Origin of the sequence: Neobacillus niacini, assembly GCF_019749295.1 — a bacterium.
Taxonomy (GTDB): Bacteria; Bacillota; Bacilli; order Bacillales; family Cytobacillaceae; genus Neobacillus; species Neobacillus niacini_D.
In genome coordinates this window covers 71,978-92,751 of record NZ_JACWFG010000010.1, presented here as the reverse complement: position 1 = coordinate 92,751, position 20,774 = coordinate 71,978, and the positions used below count along the sequence as shown (strand labels likewise).

The following is a 20,774-nucleotide window of genomic DNA, read 5'->3' as shown; positions in this document are numbered from 1 at the left end:
ACTAATCGTTCGAGGACTTAACCAATTTTAAAGCGAACTCGTTTTACTACTTCTTCTGATTATCTAGTTTTGAGGGAATGAAACCTCAAAAACAGTCTGGTAATAATGGCGAGAAGGTCACACCCGTTCCCATACCGAACACGGAAGTTAAGCTTCTCAGCGCCGATGGTAGTTGGGACGAAAGTCCCTGTGAGAGTAGGATGTTGCCAGGCATAAAAAACACAACCTGATAAAGGTTGTGTTTTCTTGTTGACCAATTTGAGATTTGGCTATAAATTATGTGTATTTTTATATGTTCTTAATCAAATACTATAACTGATATTCTTGTAATATCGCGTGTCAGAGTATCCCTATCCTAACTATTGAGGTGATTCTTCGTGAGTACTCAGAATTTGGATCCACATTCTCTGAAGTTTTTCAAGAATTCGACACGGCCTAAGCGTGCTAGTTCTCAGGTAAATGGAGAAACAAGAATTTCTCAGCATACCATTATTGCTAAATCAAACGCTAAGGCACATAGGTGGTAAAGGATACATCTGGGAAGAAGAAAGAAGACGAAATCAGTCTTCTTTCTTTTTTATTAGTTGTAAATTTTGATTAAGATAAAAAATCTCTCTAATATATTGTAATAATTTGTGTAACTCCAATCTCTTTTTAATCGACTATTTAGGTAATTCGAATAAAAGGAGTTTTTCATTTATGTTATTTAAAAAAATGGTTATGCTCGTATTAGCCGCTGGATTGTTGTGTGCATGTGGTACTGGAAATAATGCAAATGGTAATGGAGAGGGAGTGAAAAAAGAAAACCTAACGGAAAACCCAAAACAAAATGAGATTGCTGCACAATTTCAACCCTCCATAGAGATAAAAGAAAAAAATAATTCCGTTATTATTAATTATAAAGTAAAGAATTTATCGGGAGAACCTCAAAAACTATCGTTTCCCAATGGGCTTCAGGCTGATTTTATTGTTTATGATGAAAAAGGGTTAAAGGTAAAGCAGTATTCCGATGACGTCATGTCAACACAGGCCATCACTAAGTTGAACTTGGAGAATAATCAAGAGATTCAAAACTCGTTTACCATTTCTGATCTTTATAATGGGAGTTACAGGATTGAAGTGTTTTTAACAGCCGCGGAAGAAGAGGCCAAGGTGGTAACAGATTTACTTGTGGAAAACTCGTTGTATACAAAAGCTTCAGGCATACTTGTAGGGCAAATGGATCCCCATACCGTTGAAGTGGATGTTAAGGGAGAGAAGGTGGCATTCCAATTAACGGAAGAAGCTATAGGGCAATTGCCATCTTTAAGAGAGGGAAATGAAATTTCTTTTGTTTATACTGAAAATGATATCCAAAAGACCATTGAAAAGTTTTTACTAGAAACAGAATAAAAAAAGTGCACGCAGCAATGTGTGCACTTTCACTTTACAGACTTTATTTTGCAGTCCACTAAGCAGCCTTCCAGCCTGTAACATCATCTTCTAAAGGCAGATTATTTGCTCGTGCTTTTTTAGCAGCACGGAAGAATAATCCTATTAGCACAGCAGCGCCGATAAAACCGCCAATCCAAGCAGTGGACATCGACAATCCAAATCCAATGGGTGCATTTAAGATATAGGTGATGACCATTACTAACATGAAGGAACCAGGTATTAGCGCAACATAGTAATTTTTCCTAGCAATATACAAGTACATAGCACCTACAAAGAGTGCAATAACAGCAGTAGCTTGGTTTGCCCAGCTAAAGTATCTCCATAGAAGGTTAAAGTCTATTTGTGTTAAAATCGCTGAGATGACGAATAACGGCAGAGCAATCCATAAACGGCTTGAAAACTTTTTCTGAGCAATGTTAATGTATTCAGCAATAATCATACGCGCGCTACGGAAAGCTGTATCCCCTGAAGTAATCGGCAATACTACTACCCCAAGAACGGCTAAGGTCCCGCCAATTGCACCGAGTAAAGCAGTAGAGGCTTGGCTGACAACCGCTCCTGGGCCACCTGCAGCTAAAATATCATTCAAACCATTGTAACCATTGAATAAGCTCATTCCTGCAGCGGCCCAAATCATGGCGATGACGCCTTCTGTGATCATCATCCCGTAGAAAATTTTCCGGCCTTGTTTTTCATTTTGGGTGGTACGTGAAATAATCGGTGTTTGTGTAGCATGGAATCCAGAAAGCGCTCCACATGAAATCGTGAAAAACAACAAAGGTAAAATAGGAGCATTAGCTGGATGAAAGTTGGTTAACGATAATTCAGGAATCGGTGCACCTGTTACAATCATACCAATTCCTACGCCAAGAGCACTGATTAATAATAATGCTCCAAAGTATGGATATAGGCGTCCAATCACTTTATCCACTGGAAGAAGTGTAGCAGCAATATAATAGATGAAAATCGCTCCAATAATTAAGCCTAATGCTATTTTACCATCCATTAATACGTGAAGCAGACTTGCTGGTGTCGATACAAAGACCGTACCTACTAACAAAAGGAGCAAAACAGCAAAAGCATTTACTACATGCTTCATTATTTTTCCTAAAAACTTACTTGCTAGTTCCGGCAGATGTGCACCACGGTTTCGGATAGAAATCATCCCTGTGAGGTAATCATGAACAGCTCCAGCAAAAATACAGCCAATGACTATCCAGATAAAGGCAACAGGTCCATATAGTGCTCCCATAATGGGACCAAAGACAGGCCCAGTACCAGCAATGTTTAATAGCTGAATTAAGGAGTTCTTAGGTGTGCTCATTGGGACATAGTCAACGCCATCGTTGTTTACATAGGCGGGTGTTGCCCGATCTTCCTTTACACCAAACATTTTTTCAATAAATTTTCCATAAGTAAAATATCCAATAATTAAGAGTGCAATACCTGCTAAAAATGTATACAAATTTCTCTCCCCCTTTTTAAATATGAATGCGATTACATAAATAGTTTAAAAGAGTAACAGCTAGAAATGGGTGATTTACGATTAAAAGGTGTAAAAATAAGAATATCATGCTCGTGTAGTAAATTAAGGTGCAATAAAATTTAGAATAGTTAAACTTATTATAATTTATATTTCTAATCTTGACCTTAGTGCTTTCACATAGTTCCTGCTAACCGATAATAATTCTTTCCTTCCTTCAATTTCTAATTGATAGGCACCGTTAAACCATGGTGACAATCGATTGATGTACTCCAAATTTACTAAAAAGCTTTTATGAATTCTAAAAAAACCATAGCCCATCAGTTTACTCTCCAAATCTTTGAGTGGCATTTTGGTCTCAAACTCGCTGCTTTTAGAAATGATTTTGGTTACTTTATCGTCTCTTACAATGTATAGTATTTCTCTTGGTTCTAGGTAGATAATTTCACCATCCCGTTCGACTGGGAGTTTACCTGAAGGTCTGCCAGGGTCCTGTTCCGTAGGGGTGGTGAATTTCTTTTCGATGCGTGTAATGGTTTCTTGCAATTGTTCTTCATCATAGGGCTTTAAAAGATAATCAATCGCGTCATATCTGAAAGCTTCAGCAGCAAATTGTGGATAGGCAGTGGCAAAGACAACCATTGGAGCCTTTTTTAATTCCAATAAAGCTTTTGCTGCTTTCATTCCATTCATTTTTGGCATTTCTACGTCCATAAAAACTACATCAGGATGAAGTTGAAGAGCACTCATTATAGCTGATTCCCCTGATTCAGCTTCACCGACAATTTTAATAGAAGGAAAAGCACCTAATAAATGCTTTAGTTCATCACGGCTGTAGGGTTCATCATCAACAATCAGTGTTCGAATCGATGTTTCCATTTTAACTTACCTCCGTAAAAGGGACAGAAAACCCAATTTCCGTTCCTTTATTTAACTCACTTTTAATTTGAAGTCCCGAAGTATCACCATACATGATTGTCAGCCTTCGGTTAACATTGTATAATGCAAGACCGCTGCCAGTTTCTGAGGAAATTGGTGATTTGCAAATTTGTCTGGTGCGTTCCTCATCCATCCCAATCCCGTTATCCTCTACTTTTACATAGGTTGCAAGACTATGCTTACGAATTGAGATTTTTATCATTCCATTTTCTTCCGTATCTTTCATACCGTGTTTAATCGCATTTTCCACGATAGGCTGAAGGGTGAGTGGAGGAATATTCTCTAATAAGGCTTCTTCCTCAATGTCATAAACCACCTTCAATTTATCCATGAATCTTGCCTCCTCAATGGCTAAGTAAGCTTTTACGTGTTTTAATTCCTGCTCCAAGGTTGTCATATTTTGTGTTGTAACAGAAAGATTCTGACGTAAGAAATGAGATAAAGAAACAAGAAGCTTCCGTGCTTTAGCTGGATTAAGCCGAACAAGAGACAAGATGGTATTCAGTGTATTAAATAAGAAATGAGGGCTAATTTGCGCCTGCAGTGCTTTAATTTCAGCTTCTTTTGCGAGTTGGTAGGACTTGTCGGCATCAGCTAGTTCAAGTTGATTGCTTAAAAGTGAGCTTAGTCCCGATATCAGTTCCATAATAACGGGTGTTATTTCTTTTTCGGATCGGAAATAGAACTTTAATGTACCGATGGTTTCTCCGCGTTGTTTCAATGGGGAAATAACGGCCGCACCAAGTGGGCAGCCCTTAACACGGCAATGGATGGAATCCTGGTTTGCAACGACAATCTCCCCCTTATCAATGGCCTCCATTGTAATTTCAGTTTGAATGGGGCTATCAGAACGATGATGATCATGACCTAGTCCAACATGTGCCAGTATTTCTGATAGATTTGTCATCGCCACCGCCCGCGTATTCATTTCATTGTGAAGAATATGACAGACAACTTTTGCGGAATCTGTAGTAAGCCCGTTTCTTAAATATGTAAGGGTGTTCTCTGCAATTCTTAATGTTTTTTGCGCCTGCATGGCACCTGCTTTTTCTGCTTCGTTGATAACGCTCTTAATAATAAGTAGAAAAAGAGCACATCCCAATCCGTTTGCTAAAATCATCGGTATCCCAATGATTTCAACCAATGTCCATGCTTTTTCAAAGGGACGGGAAACGAGCAGAATGACAAGCATTTGCAATGACTCTGCAAGAGCACCTATGAAAAAAGCGGATTCAAGCTTGACCATTTTATTTTTCCGATGAAAGATTCCTGCAAGGATTCCTGCAATAATGGTTGCAAAACCACAGGATAGCCCAGTGAATCCTCCTAATGTAAAACGGTGAATACCTGCTATTAATCCCGCACCTAAGCCAACTTTATAGCCGCCTAAGAGACCGGCTAGTACAACACCAATCACCCTTGAATTGGCAATCGCCTCATCAGCATTCAATTCGGAAGTCCAGCGGTTGATTTCAAGGCTGTCTGTATTGAGCGTCAAACCAGAATACGTTCCAATAATTCCGAAAAAGCCGAAGAAAACAATCGCCGTTAATTGCTGCTTTCTGTTTAACGTTTCCTGATAAATCATATCTCGAAAGAATGGAAATCTCGTTAAAATAAAGGCAATCATCACAAGAATACCTAACCGTTCAACCATGGTAATCAACAAATTTAACATGGGATTGCTCCTTTATGGGTGCCTGTCACCAACCCATTCTATTCTTACTCATTATATCAGTATTAGGAATATTCGGAATAGTAATTAGGTTGTTAAGTTTAATTGTAATACTCTTTCAAATTACATTTTACATTACTAAATATTTGAAAAAGAGTTTATGTAGTGTTAATCTCAAAGAATAATAGTTTGGACTAAAGGAGCCTATTAATGTCTAAGATTTCTCTTGCAGAAGCGGTAAAATTGAAAAGTGTATTGTCAAAAAGAATTCATGAACTGGAAGAAGAAATGGATCGTGTCGCTTTCGTGGAGATTGAAAAGGGAAGTAAACTTCCAAAACAAATCCGTACACTTTCTGATGTTGAGCATGAAATGGAAGAGATTAGAAATGACTTTCGGTTATTAGATAAATTAATGTATCAAGCAAATTACGAGAACAAGATTGTATTTAATAATGAACCCTTAACGATTGTAGAGGCAATTGAACTAGCAACACAGTTACGAGCAAAAGCACGCAAATACAAGGAATATGGAGCGTCTCAAAAAGAAGAATATCTTCCTTCCTATGGAGAAATGATTTCATTGGTGAAAGTGGCAGCGTTTGACCCTGAAGCTTATCGGTTAAAAGGAATTGAAGTCGAACGTCAGGCAAACCGCCTGTCTAACTTAATCAATGCGAAAAACTATTCCATTGAATTAGAATTTGATAGTGAGAAATATTTCTAATCCTTGAAGCGGTGAGACTCTGCTTCAAGGCATAGAAGGAGACTTTTCCCGCGTACAAAGGTACTAGATAATGGTAAGGGAACAACCAATCATCCATGACCCATTACAATTTTACCTGTTATCCATCACCACCTTGTGCAATCGTGGTCGACGACCAAACTCTTAGTTTTTTACGCTCCTTCTATGAATCCCTCGGTCATTTGGCCGAGGGATATTTATTTTTATTTTGTGAAAGAATATTCATTTAATTTAAAAAATGGTAAACTAGTTAAATATTATTTTTTTGAAAGGTGAGGCTCAGGAGATGATAAAAGCTATTTTTTTTGATTTAGATGATACATTGCTTTGGGATCAAAGAAGTATTAAGGAAGCATTTTCTGCGACATGTAAAATAGCAGAAGAGCGCTATGGTATAGATGCCGGTGAACTGGAAGAAGCGGTACGGGAGGCTGCAAGAAATTTATACTCCTCTTATGAAACATATAAATTCACTCAAATGATTGGGATCAACCCGTTTGAAGGCTTATGGGGGAATTTTTTAGATGATCATGATGATTTTAGAAAAATGAAAGAAATCGTCCCTAGCTACCGGAAAGAAGCATGGACTGCAGGGCTGAAGACTATGGGAGTGGATGATGCCGCTTTTGGTCATGAATTAGCGGAGAGATTCCCGCAAGAACGCAGAAACCTGCCTTTTGTGTACGAGGAATCGTTTGAAATATTGGATAAGTTAAATGGAAAATACCAAATGCTTCTATTAACAAATGGATCGCCGGATTTACAGCATACCAAACTATCAATTACTCCTGAACTGGTCCCGTATTTTGACCAAATTGTTATATCTGGTGATTTTGGCAGAGGAAAGCCTGATCCATCAATATTTGAGCATGCATTGTCACTGATGTCATTAAAGAAGGATGAGGTCCTCATGGTGGGGGATAACTTAATGACGGATATTCTTGGGGCTAATTCTGTAGGAATTAAATCTGTTTGGATTAACCGTCTCAACAAAGAAAGAAATGAAGTTATTCCAACCTATGAAATTCATCACTTAGAGGAGCTATTTCCACTATTAGATGAGTTGAACATGGAATAAAATTCTAAAAGGCTGTTCGAAAGGTTTATTAGACTTTCGGACAGCCTTAATTTCATTGTACATCTTATATACATTGTCTTTGAAAAGAGTTAGAGGGTGATGAAGAAACATTAGACATTAATGAGAATTCTACTTCTCCGGTTTCTTAGAAGTGAATTTTGTGTAACCGCCCCAACCTAAGGGTATAATCACAAATCGAGTAATTAACCAATATACAATAGCACCTATTGCCATAGTAGGTAATGTGGCAGTCAAATACTGATAGGGTATCCGGGATTCATATGTTATTGGGTTTAAAAGATAGAAATAAGTAACAAAACCGCATAGAAGGGCTATGATACTAGCTGGATTCCATCCTTTCCAGAATGAATAGGAGGAGGCTGAATTTGTGTTATACAAATCTTTTATATTCAACTGCTTTTTTCGAAAAACAAAATAGTCCACGATTTGAATACCAACTAAAGGCGCGAATAAAACTCCGAGGAAGGCCAGGAAGTTACCAAACCTCAAAAAGAATAATTCTGGGATAAAAACTGCTACTAATCCAACTGGAACCAGAGCAGCCATGGTGGTAAGATTCCAAGATTTTTTTCTAAAGGTTTCTAAATTTCGCAGCCCAATACAGGAGATATAAACACCAATAAGTGCGGAACCAAAGTTGGCAAATGCAATAAATGATAAAGCTAAACTTCCATAGGCCACACCACCCAATTCCACCATCCAGCTAGTAGGGTCCGGGTCACCAATTAATAAAACTGAAAGCAGTCCAATAATACTCATCAATGCTACGGGCAAACCTAAACCCAGCATAGCTGGAATCGTAGTTTGACTTGTTTTTGGAGAAATCCTGACGATACCACCTACATAAGGCCACCAAGACATTAAACTTACGATACCCACTTCGATACCTGTAGCGTAATTCCATACAAGATTACCTGATGGTGCTAGAGGCTTTGCAGTGATTATTGCTTGGAAACCAAAGTTTTTTACAATCATAAAAAAAATCCAAATTCCGACTAATATAATCAAAATAGCGAGAATAGCAGATAAATTTTTAACGGCACTAGCGCCACGTTTCAGAAGTAACCAAATTGTTATGACAGCCAGGATGGAAAGAGAACCAATCGCGATTGAACTCATGGATTCATCGATAACTCCCGTTACTATTAACATCCGGGTAGCGGATTTAGCAAAGAATATGAGGAGAATGGAATTCCAACCAATAACGGATAAATACTGTAGGATTAAGGCGAGGACCCAACCGCGGTTTCCAAAAAAAGGCTTGGCAGAGGTGACACTTTCAATACCGTATTTTGCCGCTGCCGGTATGACAGCTAGTGAGATTAACAGCATCCCGATCATGGAACCGGCTGTAAGTGCAGCTATTCCCATTTTTGAGTTCAAATAATAACCTACAAAGCCGCCCATTAAAAAGCACCAAGTTGCTACCGATGTGCTAATGGACACCAGCATTAAATCTCGTGGACACCAAATTCGTTCATGGGGCAGCAATGGGTGAGCACTTTCTGTTTCATGATGATCGGAACCAGCCACTTAATACCATCCCCAAATAAGAAGGAGCCCTGGAAAGAGGCCGCCTAACAGAAAATAATAAATATAGTCCTTTATCTGAAGGTCCCCACCTTGATTTTCCTCTAGTGTTATGGATTTTAATCGCTCGTCTAAGGGCAAATTTCTATTATCCTTCATGTGAAATTACCTCCAAGGAAACTGCATGTTAATTAAAATATACATATTCTCAAAAAAGAAAAATTGTTTGGACTCAAATGAGGTCTGGTGAAACCTATAGAGACCGAGAAGTGTAGGAAAACCAAGCAAGGTCGTCATGGCTTATAGATTTCATTTTTAAAATAAGGAAACATGTTAGTCTACCTTACAAAACGATTGAATGCTGCTTGTTCTTTTTACTATAATCAGAACTACACTATAAAACTGTATCTGGGGCACTTCTTACTAATATAAAAGGAGTGAATATCATGCTTAAGAGTAAATGGGAGGTACGGGTCTTTCTGAAAACATTTGAAGTTTTTGCTAATTGGGATGGAGAAAAACACTTTCTAACGATGGAAACAGAAAATCCTAAAGGAATCCTTACAATTATGAAATATCCAAATGGTAAATTTTATTATCATCGGAAAAATGAACTATATTGGGATATTAGAGAAATTAAAGTTGAGACCGACATTTTAACGGACATTATTTGGGCATTTAGACTGGCAATAAATAAATCAATTACTGAAATGCCAGTGTAAAAACACACCAATAATAAACTTTTTATTGCCTTAATTCCCCCTTTATTACGCAATACCGTAAATAATTTCCTCCTATACTGGAAATATTATGCTTGAAGATAATAGGAGGAAATTCTTTATGGAAACTAACCATGCTCGTATTACATTAACAGCTTCTGAGTTGTCCTATTTATGGACCAGTTATCTTGCAGATAGTATGTCTGTATGTGTTTTGAAATACTTTCTTGTACATATGGATAACGATGATATTAAGTCACTTACCACTCACGCACTTGAACTATCTCAAAAACATGTTGAGTTCATTCATGAATTATTTACCAAGGAAAAAATTCAAATTCCACAAGGTTTTACAGAACATGATGTAAATTTACTGGTAAAACGTTTATTCTCCGATACTTTTTACCTAAGATATATTCGGAACATGGCCAAAGGTGGATTAGTTACCTACGGAAGGGTGCTGCAAAACGTTTATCGACATGACATTCGCACTTTTTACTCTGAATGTCTAATTGAAACCCTTGAACTAGACACAAAGGCAACGACCATTTTATTAGAAAAAGGATTAGCTATTCGTCCTCCTGTTATCCCTTATCCACAAAAATTAGAATTTGTTCATAAACAATCATTTATATTAGAAGGGCTGGGCAGGAGGGAGTCGCTTACGGGCACGGAGATTAACAATCTCTTTGCAAATATCCTGACAAATCACCTCGGTGCTAGCATTGCTATGGCTTTTAGTCAGGTAGCGAAGTCAAAAAAAGTCCGGAAATATTTTATAAGAGGGAAAGAGGTTTCTCTAAAGCAAATAAAAGCATTGAGCAGTTATTTAGAGATGGATTCACTCCCTGTTCCAATGGCCTATGACCAGGAAGTAACAGATTCAACAGAATCGCCATTTTCAGATAAATTAATGATGTTTCACTTTAGTTTGATGATTTATGCGGGAATTGGCAATTACGGGATTGCCATTTCGGAGAGCCAGCGAACCGATTTGGTTGTCGATTATTCGCGGTTTAATATGGAGGTTTTGAAGTTATCAGAGGATGGGGCTAATCTTATGATTGAGAATGAATGGCTGGAGCAGCCGCCTATGGCTGCGAATCGTCGTGATTTGGCCAAAAATTAATCCAATTTTATATATTCTAATTTAATCACTCATCTCTGAAATAAAAGAAGGCAAGCCCAAATGAGGCTTGCCTTCTTTATCTATAATTATCCGCGTCTGCCGCCTCTGCCGCCACGTTTGGTTTCGGTGTTGCGTTTTAGGCTGGATAAATTTTCTTCACTCGCTTTTAGAAATTTAGCCATTTTATCTTCAAAATTTTCTTTTGGTTTGAAAGCGCCTTTTGAACGGAAGTCTTTGGATTGCCTATTATCTCTTCCCTGACGTTGTGGACGCTGAGAATAAGAAGAAGTTTGACCTTCTGGTTTATCAATTGCTTTTTTAATAGACAAGGCAGTTTTTCCGTCTTTCTCACTGATTACCTTTACCTCAACCTGATCTCCTACTTTAAGGTGATCATTAACGTCTTTTACATAGCTATCTGCTACCTCACTGATGTGCACAAGACCCGTTGTGCCACCTGGTAATTCTACAAACGCTCCAAAATTAGTAATACCCGTTACTTTACCTTGTACTTTGCTGCCTACTTCGATCGACAAAAAGAGTTCCCCCTAAATAATGGTTTCAACACTTAATTATACACTGTATTAAAGAGAATTTCAACCTGTTATAAGATATGATTAATCATCTTGATAAAAATGTTATTCTATTATTCAACTTTTTAAAAATGGTCACATTGTTTCAGTCTAATATATAAAAGTCAAAAAGGTCCATTGATAGGAAAATATCCTACAAATGGACCTTTTTTTTAATAATCAGTAACAATTCTATTTTGATCAAGGAATGTTTCAATCACTTCACTCACCTGGTAGGAAACTTGTGGTGAATCATAGTTTTCAAAAACATGCTCACATTGATTTTTATATTCCATCGTTTCATCATAATGAGCTAAGTGTCGTTGGATATCTTCTTCTTTATCATTTCTAGCTCGGTGTCTTTCGATTACAGTATCACGGTCAGAATAAATGAATAAGCGCATTACCTTTTCACCATACATGTCTTTTAATTTTTCAGTGCCTTCTGGATTTAGCGTTAGATAGACAAGATTATGATCTTCAAACGCCTTGACAATATCATCCTCACGAATCCCATAATGAATTCCGTCGATATCCACAGACTCTAAAAATTCTTGGTTGTCTTTCATCTGGTTGAAGGTATCTTCTGTAACAAAATGGTAGTCAACGCCATCTTGTTCATAATGACGTGGAGAACGAGTCGTGTAAGAGAGGACAGTTTCCATATCAAACGCGGTCGCAACCATCTTGGCAATGGTTTTTCTTCCAGAACCATCGGGTCCAGTGTAAATGAAAAGCTTTTCCTTATCTTTGATTTTATACATAGATTACCTCCTGAAAAAAATATAGTAAATAAAAAAGAGATCCACAGATGTATGAAATTGCTGTCCAGTGAGTGATCTATAATATCCTTGAAGCAGGATATTTCTATTATAACAGATTTTTAATTAAAATTTGACTTTTCTGTTTTTTAATTAGAGTTGCTCACTTATCCGTAATGCAGCTTTTAAAATTACTGTATCGTTTCTCTGTGGTGTTGTAAAGCTGTAGTGTAACAATACTTTAAAATAAAATGTCGAACTGTGTTGTATTTCAAGTATAATGAACATATTCAGATTTTGCATATGTTATTTCTTTCAGAGAAATCCTATATAGAAGTTGGATAATACAAATAAATGAGGTACAACATGAGTGAAATAAATTTTAAGGATTATCAATTAAGCGAGGAAATCAGAAGGGCACTTGATGTCTTAAAATATGATAGTCCTACAGAAGTACAAAAAGAAGTCATTCCCAAGGCACTAGAGAAGCAGGATTTGGTGGTCAGATCACAAACAGGCAGCGGCAAAACTGCTGCATTTGCGATTCCAATTTGCGAGATGATGGAGTGGGAGGAGAAAAAACCACAGACGTTAATCCTTACACCTACTCGCGAGCTTGCTGTCCAGGTCCGTGAAGATGTCACAAATATTGGCCGGTTCAAACGGATTAAAGCGACGGCTGTTTATGGGAAGGAACCTTTCTCAAAGCAAAAGGAAGAATTAAAGCAAAAAACACATGTCGTGGTCGGTACTCCTGGTCGAACCATGGACCATATTGAAAGAGGTACACTCGAATTAGATAAGATAAAATATTTAATTATCGATGAAGCTGACGAAATGTTAAATATGGGCTTTATTGATGAAGTTGAAGCTATTATCAAAGAACTTCCAGAGGACCGAGTAACCATGGTATTCTCAGCAACCCTGCCTAAAGATGTTGAAGCACTCTGCCATCAATATATGAAGAATCCGGTACATGTTGAGATTGCTTCAACTGGCCTTACAACAAATTCCATTGAGCATGGTGTTATCGAGGTGAAGGATGAAAATAAGCTTTCACTTTTGAAAGATGTAACAGTGGTTGAAAATCCAGACAGCTGTATCATTTTTTGCCGTACAAAAGAAAACGTAGATACTGTTTATTCAGAATTGGAAAATGCGAATTATTCTTGTGAAAGATTACATGGCGGGCTGGAACAAGAGGATCGGTTTGGTGTAATGGATGGCTTTAAAATGGGGAATTTTCGTTATCTTGTTGCAACAGACGTTGCGGCAAGAGGAATTGATATTGATAATGTGACATTGATTATAAATTATGATGTCCCGATGGAAAAAGAGAGCTATGTTCATCGTACGGGAAGAACAGGAAGAGCTGGTAACAAAGGTAAAGCGATTACCTTTGCAACTCCGTATGAAGGAAAATTCCTTAAGGGGATTGAAAGATACATTGGCTTCGAAATTCCTGTAATGGACGCTCCAACTCAGGATGAAGTCACGAGTGGAAAGGCAGCATTCGAAGAAAAGCTCAGCGGCAGGAGAGTTGTCAGAAATAATAAAACAGCACGAATTAACAAAGATATTACCAAGCTTCATTTCAGCGGCGGGAAAAAGAAAAAACTCCGTGCAGTTGATTTCGTTGGGACGATTTCAAATATTCCGGGTGTAACCGCGGAGGACATTGGTATTATCACCATCCAGGACAACTTATCCTATGTTGATATTCTGAATGGAAAAGGCGCTTTAGTACTGCAGGCCATGGAAAATACCACTGTTAAAGGAAAAAAACTTAAAGTGAGCAAGGCATTAAAATAATGAATTAAGAATTGGGACGATTATTTCGTCCCTATTTTTATCATAAAAGAGGAGAATGACGATTAAATGAAGTATTTTAAATCACAAATGAAGCAGTTAGTTAAAGAAAATAGAGAATTGCAGCAGCATTTAAAAGAGTTGATTAATGAACATGATCTTGAGAAAAATTTTGCTCTAAAGGCTTTGTATCATTCAGAAGTAGCTGACGGCGGAAAATTTCAAACAGCCTATCAAGCTCTCGATGCGCCAAAAGAGTAAGTTTTTTTAAAGGGAGAGGAAGGACATGAATATACAGAATATTTTAGTGGTCAGTCCAATGTATAAAGAACTTAAATTATTAATTGAAGAGAAAGCCCCGCATAAAGCTTTTCAGTTTATACCCGAGGAAGAGCTGTCACAAGATGAATTAAACTGGGCAGAGGCACTAGTCTCGTTTAATCTAAAAGCTGATTATGATTACAGCACAGTAAAATGGGTTCATTCGCTTGGAGCAGGGGTTGACCGTTTTTTACATAAGAAGAATTGGAACGAGGAAGTATTATTAACAAGAACGATTTGCTCTTTTGGGCAGAGGATTGCAGAATATAGCTTAAGCTACATTTTAGGTGATTTACAGTTACATGACTCCTTTCAAAAACAACAGCAGCGAAAAAAATGGGAGCAGTGGACACCAAAATTAATGGGTGATCAAAAGGTTCTTGTCTATGGAACAGGCGAAATAGGTCAAATGATAGCAAAGGTTTTTTCCTCAATAGGGGTAGGTGTATTTGGGGTATCTTTAAGTGGTACTAACAAAGATTATTTTAAAGAGGTCTTGACACTGGATTCACACTTTTCGCGATTATCAGAAATGAACTACATCATTAACACGCTGCCATTGACAGGGAAGACGGAAAAATTATTTAATCATACTATCTTTAATCAATTGTCAAATGCAGGGTTTATTAATGTGGGAAGAGGGGCTTCCGTAGATGAAGAAGCTTTACTGCAAGCTTTGGCTGAGAACCAAGTAAGATTTGCTGTCCTTGATGTCTTTGCGCATGAGCCGCTTCCAGAAAACCATCCATTCTGGAATAACTCAAGAGTTCAAATTACACCACATATTTCTGCAGTGACCACACCAGAAGAAGGGGCAGCTTGTTTCCTTGAAACACTAAAAAACATAGATGAAAACAGGCATCTTACCAATAAAGTTGATACAAAAAAAGGCTATTAGGATCGAAAACCTAACATTGATGTTAAAAAACAAGACGGTTTTGCCGCCTTGTTTTTTATTACCTATTGCTTGGGTTTTAAATCCTATTCCTCAGTTTCTTCTGTACCTTCTTCATTTTGTTCGGTTTCTTCTGTTTCTGTATCATCATTTCCGTTATCGCTACATCCAGTTGCAACTCCCAGTAGCATAAAAACTGACATCAAAGCAACTAACCAAGTTTTGAAACTTTTCATTTGAAAATTCCTCCTTGAATGCTTGCGATTTTGTACTACAGGGTTATCATACAGGCTTTTTGAAAAAAATAGATTAAATTTTCCATCTCTTAACAATCATTAACGTCATCTTTATATAACTTCAAACAATTTGAAGTAAAATTTACAAATAATTAAAAATATTCACCTCTCAAGGAATACCATCTTACCAAAGATAGAAAATTATACTAGTATTAATAAGTGCAATAAAAGAAGTAATTGACCATTTGAATTAATTTTGTTACGCTATACTTAACTTTTTTTCTTATTGAGAAACTATGTGAAACAAAATAAATTAATGAAAATAACATTTCTAATAGATAGATAGATTAAATAAAACAACACTAGAAGGTGGGTTATATGAACTTACAAGCAGATGTTTGTATCGTTGGCGGCGGACCTGCAGGAACCTTACTTGGACATTTATTAGCTAAAAACGGTGTATCAACCATCATTATTGAACGATCTGCTGGAGTTAATCGTCAATTTAGAGGCGAACACATAAACGCTGAAACAGAAGCAATTCTAAAAGAACATCAATTATTTGAGAGAATAGAAGAGCTGGGTATTCTAAAAATGAAAAAAGTAGAATACTTTGCTGGCAGAAATATTGTAAATAGCATTACACCAAAAAACCATGAAGATCACGTTGGTATTCATGTGCCTCAAGCTCATTTACTTACAGCGATTATTGAAGAATCCGAAGAAAATAATAACTTTCAACTTTTATTTAATACAACTGTGAAAGAATTGATTCAGGATGACCAAGGATTCTATACCGGAGTAAAAGCAATAAAGAATGGGGAAGAGATCTCCATTTCAAGCAAGGTGACAATTGGTGCAGATGGCAGGTATTCAACAGTTCGTAAACTTGCGAAAATCCCTACAATCGAATTGACCCATGGATATGATGTATTGTGGGCCAAAATTCCCGCCCCCGCAGGATGGGAACCAACAACAAGAATGGCACTCGTCAATGGTCATCAATTAGCGTTATTTTCCCAAACGGGAGGATTTATCCAAATAGGCTGGAATATTGCAGAGGGGTCTTTTCCAACCCTAAGAAAAGGTTCCATTCAGCCATTCCTGGAACCATTGATCGAGAGCTTTCCAGAACTTGAGGATAGTGTTAATGAGCATCTTTTATCTTGGAACGATTTTGTATGCTTGAAGGTACAAAGCTCTCGGTGTGAAACCTGGGTAGAGGATGGATTAATCCTAATAGGCGACGCGGCGCATACAATGACACCAACCGGCGCAATCGGAATAAATTGTGGAATGAAAGACGCTCACATCCTTGCACCAATCCTTACAGAGTTATTGATAGAAAATAAAATCAAATCAGAGCATCTAAAAATATTTGAAATGAACAGAAGAAATGAAATCAAAACCCAACAAATCATGCAAGTAAAACAAGAAACATCCCTATTAGAGAAATTTGCTTAACGGGTGACAGGCACCAAATATACAAAAAACGCTGCTTATGCAGCGTTTTTTGTATATTTGGTGCCTTTTTTGTTAGTTTAAGCTGAGTAGTCGTAGTAGGAATTGGTTGATTGGGAAATTATATGTTTATCGAATCTGAAGGGGTTAAGATTATGAATTCGAAGTTTCAGCTTACGCGTGCTTTTATTATTAGTTTGTTTTCGCTCCTGGCTTTTGGTATTGTGGCAATTCTAATTAGAGCAGAGATGATTGTTGATTTTGATCATACTATCATTGGTGCTGTCCAATCACTAGAGTCCCCGCTCCTAACAACCATCATGAAGTTTTTTACTGTTGTTGGGTCAACTCAAGCTGTGATTATTTTATGCCTTGTTATTATCTTTTTTCTTTATAAGGTACTGCACCACCGGAGAGAGCTGATATTATTTATCGCTGTTGTTGCGGGATCCCCGTTACTAAACCTATTGCTTAAAGAAATCTTCCAAAGAGCGCGCCCTGATTTGCATCGATTAATTGAAATAGGCGGATACAGCTTTCCAAGTGGTCATGCTATGAATGCCTTTACGGTTTATGGTATCTTAACGTTTTTGCTTTGGCGTCATATATTTAATCGAAGCGGCCGTACTATTTTAATTCTCTTTAGCGCTTTTGTCGTATTCATGATCGGGATAAGCAGGATATATTTAGGTGTTCACTATCCTAGTGATATTATCGGCGGATATTTTGCGAGTGGTTTTTTGATTGCCGCATCCATTTGGTTCTTCCAATGGTATGTGGAGCGACAGCCGCAACTCGCAAGCAGGATGCTAAAAAGATCCTAAAATACTTATAGCAAAGGGAACAAGAACTAATGAAATTCATAACAACGAAACAATGGGATGAAGACCTGTGGCAAAAGACCAGAAATATTTATAATGTGGCTTTTGGAGAGCATGCAACCAAGCCAGAAAAGATTATCCGAAATATGTTTGCAAGGGGCCTGAGTGCGCTTCATGTATTAATGGAAGAGGATAAGGTTCAAGCAATGGCACTGACGGGTACAATACCTAATTCGAGAGTATTAGTACTTGACTATTTTGCCGTTCATAAAGATATGCGAGGGCAAGGAATAGGAAAAGAATTTTTTGATTATATAAAGGAATGGGCACGTTCAGAGCCTCAATACAATCGTATTTTAGTTGAAGTAGAATGTGATGAAACGCCTGGAAATCTTGCAAGAATTCATTTCTGGGAAAAATGTGGATTTCAGTTATTAGATGATTATAAGCATTGTTACAAGTGGGGGCCGCAAAACTATATGGCAATGATCCTTAACCTTAAAGGTAAAACTGCTACGCCATTAAATGGAGAAGATTGTCTTAAATTTATGGCATCTTTTCATAAAGAATCCTACAAATTAGTCTAGTCTCGTCTGTTTGGAAACTGTAGAATAATGGTAATACCTGCATTATTACAGTAAAGGATGGGAGAGTAGCTATGATTACATATCCATTTTTGAAAAAGAAGGCAACCATCGGAGTAACAGCACCTTCATCAGGAGTGGAAGAGGAGCTGCATGAATTGGTGAAACAATCTTGTAGTCGTTTGGAAGAGAGAGGCTATACCGTTATTTGCAGGGAGACCGTTTGGACTCAGGACAAAGCAAAATCAGCACCAGCAGCTAAACGTGCACAAGAGTTTAATGAAATGATGAAGGACGAAGCAATTGACCTTATCCTTCCTCCATGGGGTGGAGAGCTGCTTATTGAGGTCCTTGAAGAGATTGATTTTGAAAATCTAAAGGACAAATGGGTGCTGGGATACTCTGATACAAGTTTATTGTTACTGGCCATTACTTTAAAGACCGGTATTGCTACGGCACATGGAAGTAATTTAATTGATTTAAGAGGCGAATATTTTGATGATACCACCGCAATGTGGGAAAGTGTATTATCAACGAAAACAGGATTGTCCATTACCCAATATTCTTCAGAAAAGTATCAGGAAAAATGGCAGCACGATAACCCTTCGCCTTGTGTATTTCACCTAACGGAGGAAACCAAATGGAAGAGTGTATCGGGGGAAAACGTAAAGGCAGAAGGGCGTTTCCTCGGTGGCTGCATTGATATCATAAGACATTTAATTGGTACCCCTTTTGGGGATTTACAAAGCTTTCGGAACAGGCATATAAAAGATGAACCGGTCATTTGGTATTTGGAGAATTGTGAATTGAAAACAACCGACTTACGAAGGTCTTTAGTGCAAATGAAATTAGCAGGATGGTTTGACAATTGTTCGTGTATTATGTTTGGTCGAAGTCCAGCAAATGAAACTGTAGAGAACTATACGATTAAGGATGTTTACCAGGACCTATCCAATGAGCTCCAGATACCGATTATCTTTGACATCGATTGCGGGCATGTGCCGCCACAAATTACCTTTGTGAATGGTGCCTATGGTACGGTGGAAGTGGCAGAAGGAAAAGGGACAGTAGTGCAGTACTTTAAAGCATAGATTAGTAGACTGGTTCCCTTCGAAGCATAAAAATAATGTAAGTGGTCATCAGATAAGGATATTGTTTCCCATGAGGCAGTAAAATGGCAAAATTGGGTATCAGATAAGGATCCTGTTCCCATAGAGGAAGTAAAAATAGCAAAAGCAGGAATCAGACAGGGATTCTAATTCCCATGAAGGCTGTAAAATGTCAACAGAGGGAATCAGATAAGGACTCTGATTCCCATGAAGGCTGTAAAATGTCAACAGAGGGAATCAGATAAGGATTCTGATTCCCATGAAGGCTGTAAAATGTCAACAGAGGGAATCAGATAAGGATTCTGATTCCCATGAAGGCTGTAAAATAGCAAAAGCGGGAATCAGACAGGGATTCTGATTCCCATGAAGGCTGTAAAATAGCAACCGAGGGAATCAGATAAGGATTGTGATTCCCATGAAGGCTGTAAAATGGCAACAGCGGGAATCAGCTAAGGACTCTGATTCCCATGAAGGCAGTAAATGGCAACAGAGGGAATCAGATAAGGATTGTGATTCCCATGAAAGTGTAAAATGGCAATAGCGGGAATCAGACAAGGATTCTGTTCCCATGAAGGCAGTAAAATGGCAACAGAGGGAATCAGATAAGGATTCTGATTCCTATTAAAGTAGTAAAAAGGTCTAAGCGGTAAACAGAATCTTCTAGTGAACTTTTTAATTTTAAAAAATAAGGCAGGTGGAGTGGTTATGAAGATATATGACAAATGGGATGATTCGCATCGATTATGGTCACTCCCGCCTTCATCATGGAAGATGACACAGACGTGGAATGACCTATTGTTTACACACTATCCGATTAAACTGGAAGTTTTAAGAGAGCTAGTTCCGGAGGTGCTGCCCTTGGACTCATATAACGGTGTCGGCTGGATTGGCATAGTTGCGTTTCGCATGTCTGGTGTCAGGCTTCGCGGCTTACCTCCGATTCCCGGAACAGAAGCTTTTCCTCAAGTAAATGTTCGTACCTACATAAACCTCGAGGGCAAGCCAGGTGTTTATTTTGTAAGTCTAGACGCCGCCAACAGGCTGGCAGCCAGTGTTGCTAGGAACTTTTTCCACCTGCCTTATCATTATGCTGACGTCACCATAAATCATACCCAATCTTGCTTTGAGTTTAACAGTAAAAGAAGAAGTAATCCGCAAGCAGCATGGGTTGGTAACTATAAACCCATGTCAGAACCTTTTTATGCTCCTAAAGGAACTTTCGATGAATGGATGGCTGAGCGATATTGCTTTTACACTTTAGACAACAAGGGCGTGCCGCTTCGTTGCGATGTTCTGCATTCACCATGGCTGCTGCAGAATGCAGAGGCTGAAATTAGTTATAACACGCTCCTAACAACCCAAGGTATACAAGTAGAAACAGGAGATCCTGTCTTTCATTTTTCAAAAGGTGTGGAGGTACGTGCTTGGCCATTAACCCAGGTAAAGATATGAA

22 protein-coding genes and 1 rRNA gene are annotated in these 20,774 nt (G+C 38.0%); 15 read left to right on the top strand and 8 right to left on the bottom strand.

From position 1 onward, the window contains the following. The first annotated feature begins 95 nt into the window (after positions 1–95). The 3 genes from rrf to H0184_RS14060 all read left to right on the top strand — a co-directional run bounded on the left by rrf (position 96) and on the right by H0184_RS14060 (position 1,392). A 5S ribosomal RNA gene (rrf, locus tag H0184_RS14070) occupies positions 96–212 on the top strand. 165 nt (positions 213–377) lie between these two features. Beyond that, complete coding sequence (locus H0184_RS14065; protein ID WP_221826301.1) at positions 378–527, top strand: YpzG family protein; 150 nt, start codon at positions 378–380, stop codon at positions 525–527. A 172-nt stretch (positions 528–699) separates the two neighbouring features. Continuing rightward, the gene (locus tag H0184_RS14060; protein ID WP_221826299.1) at positions 700–1,392 is read left to right on the top strand and encodes a BsuPI-related putative proteinase inhibitor; all 693 of its coding nucleotides are present in this window, start codon (positions 700–702) and stop codon (positions 1,390–1,392) included. A gap of 58 nt (positions 1,393–1,450) precedes the next feature. Here H0184_RS14060 and H0184_RS14055 read toward each other — a convergent pair whose 3' ends face one another. From H0184_RS14055 to H0184_RS14045, 3 genes are all read right to left on the bottom strand, one after another. Next, entirely contained in the window at positions 1,451–2,899 is a 1,449-nt protein-coding gene (locus H0184_RS14055; protein WP_221826297.1) for a carbon starvation CstA family protein, read from the bottom strand. A 165-nt stretch (positions 2,900–3,064) separates the two neighbouring features. Next, complete coding sequence (locus H0184_RS14050) at positions 3,065–3,796, bottom strand: LytR/AlgR family response regulator transcription factor (RefSeq protein WP_221826295.1); 732 nt, start codon at positions 3,794–3,796, stop codon at positions 3,065–3,067. 1 nt (position 3,797) lies between these two features. Next, entirely contained in the window at positions 3,798–5,534 is a 1,737-nt protein-coding gene (locus tag H0184_RS14045) for a sensor histidine kinase (RefSeq protein ID WP_221826294.1), read from the bottom strand. 207 nt (positions 5,535–5,741) lie between these two features. Between H0184_RS14045 and H0184_RS14040 the strand changes: the two genes are divergently transcribed. After that, the gene (locus H0184_RS14040; RefSeq protein ID WP_221826292.1) at positions 5,742–6,257 is read left to right on the top strand and encodes a DIP1984 family protein; all 516 of its coding nucleotides are present in this window, start codon (positions 5,742–5,744) and stop codon (positions 6,255–6,257) included. 304 nt (positions 6,258–6,561) lie between these two features. After that, entirely contained in the window at positions 6,562–7,353 is a 792-nt protein-coding gene (locus H0184_RS14035; RefSeq protein ID WP_221826290.1) for an HAD family hydrolase, read from the top strand. A gap of 129 nt (positions 7,354–7,482) precedes the next feature. On the opposite strand, the gene H0184_RS14030 is transcribed toward H0184_RS14035, so the two are convergent. Both H0184_RS14030 and H0184_RS14025 read right to left on the bottom strand, forming a co-directional pair. Further along, entirely contained in the window at positions 7,483–8,907 is a 1,425-nt protein-coding gene (locus tag H0184_RS14030; RefSeq protein ID WP_221826288.1) for a purine-cytosine permease family protein, read from the bottom strand. Next, positions 8,908–9,063: a hypothetical protein gene (locus H0184_RS14025; RefSeq protein ID WP_221826282.1), complete on the bottom strand. Its 156-nt coding sequence runs from the start codon at positions 9,061–9,063 to the stop codon at positions 8,908–8,910. A gap of 287 nt (positions 9,064–9,350) precedes the next feature. On the opposite strand from H0184_RS14025, the gene H0184_RS14020 reads away from it, so the two are divergent. Together H0184_RS14020 and H0184_RS14015 are read left to right on the top strand one after the other, a co-directional pair. Next, positions 9,351–9,626, top strand: a complete 276-nt coding sequence (locus H0184_RS14020; protein WP_221826281.1) for a hypothetical protein — start codon at positions 9,351–9,353, stop codon at positions 9,624–9,626. A gap of 118 nt (positions 9,627–9,744) precedes the next feature. Then, positions 9,745–10,752, top strand: coding sequence for a DUF3231 family protein (locus tag H0184_RS14015; RefSeq protein ID WP_221826278.1), 1,008 nt, complete (start codon positions 9,745–9,747; stop codon positions 10,750–10,752). Positions 10,753–10,838: 86 nt separating this feature from the next. Here the strand turns inward: H0184_RS14015 and H0184_RS14010 are convergent, their stop codons facing one another. Together H0184_RS14010 and H0184_RS14005 are read right to left on the bottom strand one after the other, a co-directional pair. Next, positions 10,839–11,288, bottom strand: coding sequence for a S1 domain-containing RNA-binding protein (locus tag H0184_RS14010; RefSeq protein ID WP_221826276.1), 450 nt, complete (start codon positions 11,286–11,288; stop codon positions 10,839–10,841). A gap of 209 nt (positions 11,289–11,497) precedes the next feature. After that, complete coding sequence (locus H0184_RS14005) at positions 11,498–12,088, bottom strand: guanylate kinase (RefSeq protein ID WP_221826274.1); 591 nt, start codon at positions 12,086–12,088, stop codon at positions 11,498–11,500. Between the two features lie 363 nt (positions 12,089–12,451). Between H0184_RS14005 and H0184_RS14000 the strand changes: the two genes are divergently transcribed. The 3 genes from H0184_RS14000 (at position 12,452) to H0184_RS13990 (ending at position 15,113) form a co-directional block, all read left to right on the top strand. Next, the gene (locus H0184_RS14000; RefSeq protein ID WP_221826273.1) at positions 12,452–13,897 is read left to right on the top strand and encodes a DEAD/DEAH box helicase; all 1,446 of its coding nucleotides are present in this window, start codon (positions 12,452–12,454) and stop codon (positions 13,895–13,897) included. Positions 13,898–13,963: 66 nt separating this feature from the next. Further along, positions 13,964–14,155, top strand: a complete 192-nt coding sequence (locus H0184_RS13995; RefSeq protein WP_221826271.1) for a hypothetical protein — start codon at positions 13,964–13,966, stop codon at positions 14,153–14,155. A 25-nt stretch (positions 14,156–14,180) separates the two neighbouring features. After that, positions 14,181–15,113: a D-2-hydroxyacid dehydrogenase gene (locus H0184_RS13990; RefSeq protein ID WP_221826269.1), complete on the top strand. Its 933-nt coding sequence runs from the start codon at positions 14,181–14,183 to the stop codon at positions 15,111–15,113. Positions 15,114–15,196: 83 nt separating this feature from the next. Here the strand turns inward: H0184_RS13990 and H0184_RS13985 are convergent, their stop codons facing one another. After that, positions 15,197–15,346: a hypothetical protein gene (locus H0184_RS13985; RefSeq protein WP_221826262.1), complete on the bottom strand. Its 150-nt coding sequence runs from the start codon at positions 15,344–15,346 to the stop codon at positions 15,197–15,199. Positions 15,347–15,724: 378 nt separating this feature from the next. Between H0184_RS13985 and H0184_RS13980 the strand changes: the two genes are divergently transcribed. From H0184_RS13980 to H0184_RS13960, 5 genes are all read left to right on the top strand, one after another. Next, entirely contained in the window at positions 15,725–16,810 is a 1,086-nt protein-coding gene (locus tag H0184_RS13980) for an FAD-dependent monooxygenase (protein WP_221826260.1), read from the top strand. Positions 16,811–16,962: 152 nt separating this feature from the next. Next, positions 16,963–17,631, top strand: a complete 669-nt coding sequence (locus H0184_RS13975; protein WP_221826255.1) for a phosphatase PAP2 family protein — start codon at positions 16,963–16,965, stop codon at positions 17,629–17,631. Between the two features lie 29 nt (positions 17,632–17,660). Then, positions 17,661–18,215 carry a GNAT family N-acetyltransferase gene (locus H0184_RS13970; RefSeq protein ID WP_221826254.1) on the top strand — a complete coding sequence of 185 codons (555 nt, stop codon included), beginning with the start codon at positions 17,661–17,663 and terminating at the stop codon, positions 18,213–18,215. A 71-nt stretch (positions 18,216–18,286) separates the two neighbouring features. Continuing rightward, positions 18,287–19,303, top strand: coding sequence for a S66 family peptidase (locus H0184_RS13965; protein WP_221826252.1), 1,017 nt, complete (start codon positions 18,287–18,289; stop codon positions 19,301–19,303). 723 nt (positions 19,304–20,026) lie between these two features. Beyond that, the gene (locus H0184_RS13960) at positions 20,027–20,773 is read left to right on the top strand and encodes a YqjF family protein (protein ID WP_221826249.1); all 747 of its coding nucleotides are present in this window, start codon (positions 20,027–20,029) and stop codon (positions 20,771–20,773) included. The last annotated feature ends 1 nt before the right edge of the window (position 20,774 follow it).

Coding starts and splice junctions, on each gene's coding strand:
- H0184_RS14000 (WP_221826273.1), top strand. CDS start 12,452: ATGAGTGAAATAAATTTTAAGGATTATCAATTAAGCGAGGAAATCAGA.
- H0184_RS13965 (WP_221826252.1), top strand. CDS start 18,287: ATGATTACATATCCATTTTTGAAAAAGAAGGCAACCATCGGAGTAACA.
- H0184_RS13970 (WP_221826254.1), top strand. CDS start 17,661: ATGAAATTCATAACAACGAAACAATGGGATGAAGACCTGTGGCAAAAG.
- H0184_RS13985 (WP_221826262.1), bottom strand. CDS start 15,346: ATGAAAAGTTTCAAAACTTGGTTAGTTGCTTTGATGTCAGTTTTTATG.
- H0184_RS14020 (WP_221826281.1), top strand. CDS start 9,351: ATGCTTAAGAGTAAATGGGAGGTACGGGTCTTTCTGAAAACATTTGAA.
- H0184_RS14025 (WP_221826282.1), bottom strand. CDS start 9,063: ATGAAGGATAATAGAAATTTGCCCTTAGACGAGCGATTAAAATCCATA.
- H0184_RS14040 (WP_221826292.1), top strand. CDS start 5,742: ATGTCTAAGATTTCTCTTGCAGAAGCGGTAAAATTGAAAAGTGTATTG.
- H0184_RS13990 (WP_221826269.1), top strand. CDS start 14,181: ATGAATATACAGAATATTTTAGTGGTCAGTCCAATGTATAAAGAACTT.
- H0184_RS13960 (WP_221826249.1), top strand. CDS start 20,027: ATGAAGATATATGACAAATGGGATGATTCGCATCGATTATGGTCACTC.
- H0184_RS14050 (WP_221826295.1), bottom strand. CDS start 3,796: ATGGAAACATCGATTCGAACACTGATTGTTGATGATGAACCCTACAGC.
- H0184_RS14060 (WP_221826299.1), top strand. CDS start 700: ATGTTATTTAAAAAAATGGTTATGCTCGTATTAGCCGCTGGATTGTTG.
- H0184_RS13975 (WP_221826255.1), top strand. CDS start 16,963: ATGAATTCGAAGTTTCAGCTTACGCGTGCTTTTATTATTAGTTTGTTT.
- H0184_RS13980 (WP_221826260.1), top strand. CDS start 15,725: ATGAACTTACAAGCAGATGTTTGTATCGTTGGCGGCGGACCTGCAGGA.
- H0184_RS13995 (WP_221826271.1), top strand. CDS start 13,964: ATGAAGTATTTTAAATCACAAATGAAGCAGTTAGTTAAAGAAAATAGA.
- H0184_RS14045 (WP_221826294.1), bottom strand. CDS start 5,534: ATGTTAAATTTGTTGATTACCATGGTTGAACGGTTAGGTATTCTTGTG.
- H0184_RS14015 (WP_221826278.1), top strand. CDS start 9,745: ATGGAAACTAACCATGCTCGTATTACATTAACAGCTTCTGAGTTGTCC.
- H0184_RS14005 (WP_221826274.1), bottom strand. CDS start 12,088: ATGTATAAAATCAAAGATAAGGAAAAGCTTTTCATTTACACTGGACCC.
- H0184_RS14035 (WP_221826290.1), top strand. CDS start 6,562: ATGATAAAAGCTATTTTTTTTGATTTAGATGATACATTGCTTTGGGAT.